Source organism: Sulfurihydrogenibium yellowstonense SS-5 (genome assembly GCF_000173615.1).
Taxonomy (GTDB): Bacteria; Aquificota; Aquificia; order Aquificales; family Hydrogenothermaceae; genus Sulfurihydrogenibium; species Sulfurihydrogenibium yellowstonense.
Genome location: NZ_ABZS01000174.1, coordinates 1 through 3588, shown reverse-complemented (window position 1 = coordinate 3588; position 3588 = coordinate 1). Strand labels below are relative to the sequence as shown.

Here is a 3588-nt window from a genome sequence, read left to right as displayed (position 1 = left end):
TCTTCGGATCTATTAAAAGCAATGCTTAATAACGCCCCGGGAGTTAAGCCAGGAAGCTTAGGAAAAGACGTGATTAATCAATTAAAAGAACATGCAAAGATGTATGGAAACGTTGAAATTATAGATGGAAGAGTAGTTAAGGTTGAGGGTGAATATAAAAACTTTAAAGTAATTACAGAAGATGGTAAAGAATTTTATTCTGATTTTGTAGTTTTTGCTACAGGTTTTCATGAGTTTAATATTGAATGTGAGGGAGTGGAAGTTATTGAGAATAAAAAATCTCCAAGACCGGGTAAAGTTCAATTAAAAGTAGACCAAGACTATAAAATAAAAGAGGGTATGTACGCTGCAGGTTTAATTGCTGGTGTTAGTACAATGTTTGCAGCTGCAGCCGGAAGCGGTGTTCAAGTTGCTTGCAATATACAAGTTATAATGGCAGGTAAAAATGTTGTTGTTCATGATGTTCCAGATAGTATGTAGTTATAAAATGAATTTGACTAATATCCTGAGGCCGTAAGGCCGAAGGATCGCGTTTTTATTAAATTTGTCATTTTTTTTCATTATAATGTATGGTAAAATTATACTAAGATGTACAAACTGAGGCTTGGTGTGTATGAATTTTAAAAAGATTTTATTAAGCTTGTTTCTACTTAATTTGTTATTTAATATTTTTCATGACTATATTATTCAAAATGTAGTAAAACATGATGTACAAGTTTTTGTTTCAGAGGAAAAACAATGTAATCAGAAAGACCAAACTTTATGTCTTATAAATGAAATACACGAAGAATTACACATGCCCTACATTCAAATTGAAAATGCTTACAATTATAACTATGAAATAACATCTAAATTTTCAGCAGATTTAAAATCTGATTTATTCAAATATCAACTAATCTCAGAAATCTTCAAGCCGCCCATATTAACTTAAACCTCTTTTTAACCATCCACAAAACCCTAAAATAATAAGCAATTTATAAACCTTTGGAGGCAAACTATGAAAAGAATATTATTAGCATTGTTTACATCTTTCAGCATGGTAAATGCGGAAACGTTTGAAGATATATTAGAAAAAAGTATTAACAACGACCTTATTAAAAGTAAGTATTACGAAGTAATGTCCTATGAAGGAGATATAATCAAAGCAAAAGCGCTGCCAAATCCGGAAGGATACATAAGCTTTGAAAGGCTGATGGGAAATAATACATCGGGAAATCTATCGGAATTTCATATACTTCAACCGCTAAGACTGTATGGACAAAGAAAGTATCAAACAAACCAAGCAGAAAAGGAATTTCAGCATCAAAAACTAAACTTTGAAGCGTTCAAAAACACATATACAGGAAATCTATACACATTATTCTATGAAGCATTGTACAACAAATATTTATATGAAATAGCTCAGGAAGAGATGAAGACATCAAAACAAATTTTGGATTTTATAAAAAAGACCTATCAACTTGGAGAAACTACAAAGCTTGACTTGCTTAGAGGAGAAAAAGATTATAAATTTACGGAAGTAAAACTTAATTTATCAAAAACTAAGTATGAAGAGTCGGTAAAAAGGTTATCAGGGTTTGTAGGATTTGATGTAAAAGACGTTGAAGGAGATATAAATCAGATAAGACAGATAAAAGATAAAGATTTAACAACATTGCCACAAATTGCAGCCATAAACAGCAAGATGGAATCCTTAGAAAATGCATACAAATTTCAAAAAGCATTAGCAAAACCACAAATTGGCGTAGGTTTTATAACAAGAGAGCAGACAACCGGCAAATACTCTGCAGGTTTGATGCTAACTTTTAGCATCCCTGTATTTTACAAAAACTTAGGAGAGATTGTCAACATACAAAACCAAAAGGCAAGCTTTGAAAAATTACACAACTATCAGCTTGAAAATATAAAGAAAACCACGGCAACCATAAAAGAAAGCTACAACATTTTAAAATCTCAGCTTGAAGAAATAGATAACAAAGTCTTACCGGATATGAAGGCTCAGCTAAGTCTTGCAGAAAAAAGCTATAAGCTAAGAGAGCTGACACTTTTTGAGTATCTCACAATAAAATCTCAGTATTATGAATTACTTAGATACAGGGCTGATTTGTTAATGCAAATTCATAAGCTTTATGGCGAATACGTTGCAATAGTAGGTGAGTAAATGGTTGATAGGTTAAAGATCTACTTTTCACTTTAATTAAAAAAGGAGGTAAACATATGTTAGTTAGAAAAGCTTCAGTTATGATTTTACTTTTGTCAATATTTACTCTATCAAAGGCTCAGGAGATTATACTTAAACCAGAGATTGAAAAAAAGATAAATCTAAAAACTGAAAAAGTGAAAGTAGGTGAAGTGGTAGAGTATCAAACATTTCCGGCAGTAGTAACTCAAGACCCAACGTTAAGCTATGCTGTTTCATCTCCCGTGGAAGGAATAGCTGAAAGGGTTTATGTTAAGCTTGGAGACCAGGTAAAAAGGGGTCAGGTTTTGCTCACTGTTTATTCTCCAACGATTGCAAGCTTGCAAGCAAATATTGAAATGGCAAAGGTTAAATTACAAACAGCAAAACAGGTATTAGAAAGAGAAGAAAATCTTTATAAAGAAGAAGTTATACCCTTTGCAAGATACCAAGCAGCAAAAATTGAATATGAGAGAAGTCTTGGAGAGTATCAAGCATTGAAAAAAGCTTTAAGCTCTTATGGAGAAGTTAAAGGAAATTCTATTATTTTAAGAAGTAAAGTTAACGGATTTGTTGCTGATATTAAAGTAATAAATGGCAATCCTGTAAATGTTGGTGAAGAGCTTATGAGAGTCCATTCTCATGAGAGACTTTGGGTAATTGCTCAGGTACCTTTTGAAATTACAAAAGATTTAAAAATCGGTCAAAAAGTTATTGTAATATCCCCGCTCAATAAAGAAATCTTCGGAACGTTAAGTCTTATAAGTCGTGAGATTGACCCAAAAACAAGAAGAAATGATATAAGAATAGTTGTCAATAATGTAGAGAATTCTCTTAAACCTAATCTTTTTGTAAATGTAAAATTGCCGCTTAAATCAACTAGCGGTGTTTTAGTTCCTTTAAAAGCTGTTTTTCAAGAAAAGGATAAATACTACTGCTTTGTAAAATCAGGCAATAAAGTCATTTTAAGAGAGGTTAAGATAGCTGAAAAGGTAGGAGATTTTTATAAAGTTGTTTCGGGATTAAAAGAAGGTGAAGAGGTTATCACCGATGGTCTAATCTTTCTTAAGACTAAGGCTTTTGGAGGTGCCGAAGAATGATTGACTTTATCTTAAGATATAAATTTATAGTTATTTTCATTCTGTTCTTGATTGTTGGCATTGGCATTTACTCATTTAAAAGCTTGCCAGTAGATACTTTTCCAGACCCAACACCCGTTCAGGTAAACATTTACACAGAAGCTCCCGGCTTGTCGGCTGAGGAGGTAGAAATTCTTATTACAAAAAAAGTAGAAACATTCATGTCCGGAATTAAAGATGTTACAACTGTTAGGAGCGTATCTTTACCAGGTTTCTCTTATATATCAATCTTTTTCAAAGATGGAACGGATATATACTTTGCAAGAAGGC

5 protein-coding genes are annotated in these 3588 nt (G+C 32.3%); all 5 read left to right on the top strand.

Going from position 1 to position 3588, the window contains the following annotated elements:
• On the top strand, window positions 1–480 hold a 480-nt coding region (locus SULYE_RS06995), incomplete at its 5' end, for an NAD(P)/FAD-dependent oxidoreductase (protein WP_007547907.1).
• Window positions 481–613: 133 nt separating this feature from the next.
• Window positions 614–931, top strand: coding sequence for a hypothetical protein (locus SULYE_RS06990; RefSeq protein ID WP_043989248.1), 318 nt, complete (start codon window positions 614–616; stop codon window positions 929–931).
• Window positions 932–997: 66 nt separating this feature from the next.
• Window positions 998–2161 (top strand): TolC family protein, encoded by a 1164-nt coding sequence (locus SULYE_RS06985; RefSeq protein WP_007547905.1) that lies wholly within the window; start codon window positions 998–1000, stop codon window positions 2159–2161.
• Window positions 2162–2217: 56 nt separating this feature from the next.
• Window positions 2218–3279 carry an efflux RND transporter periplasmic adaptor subunit gene (locus SULYE_RS06980; protein ID WP_007547904.1) on the top strand — a complete coding sequence of 354 codons (1062 nt, stop codon included), beginning with the start codon at window positions 2218–2220 and terminating at the stop codon, window positions 3277–3279.
• The coding region (locus tag SULYE_RS06975; RefSeq protein ID WP_007547903.1) for an efflux RND transporter permease subunit at window positions 3276–3588 on the top strand (313 nt) is incomplete at its 3' end. The genes SULYE_RS06980 and SULYE_RS06975, both read left to right, overlap by 4 nt.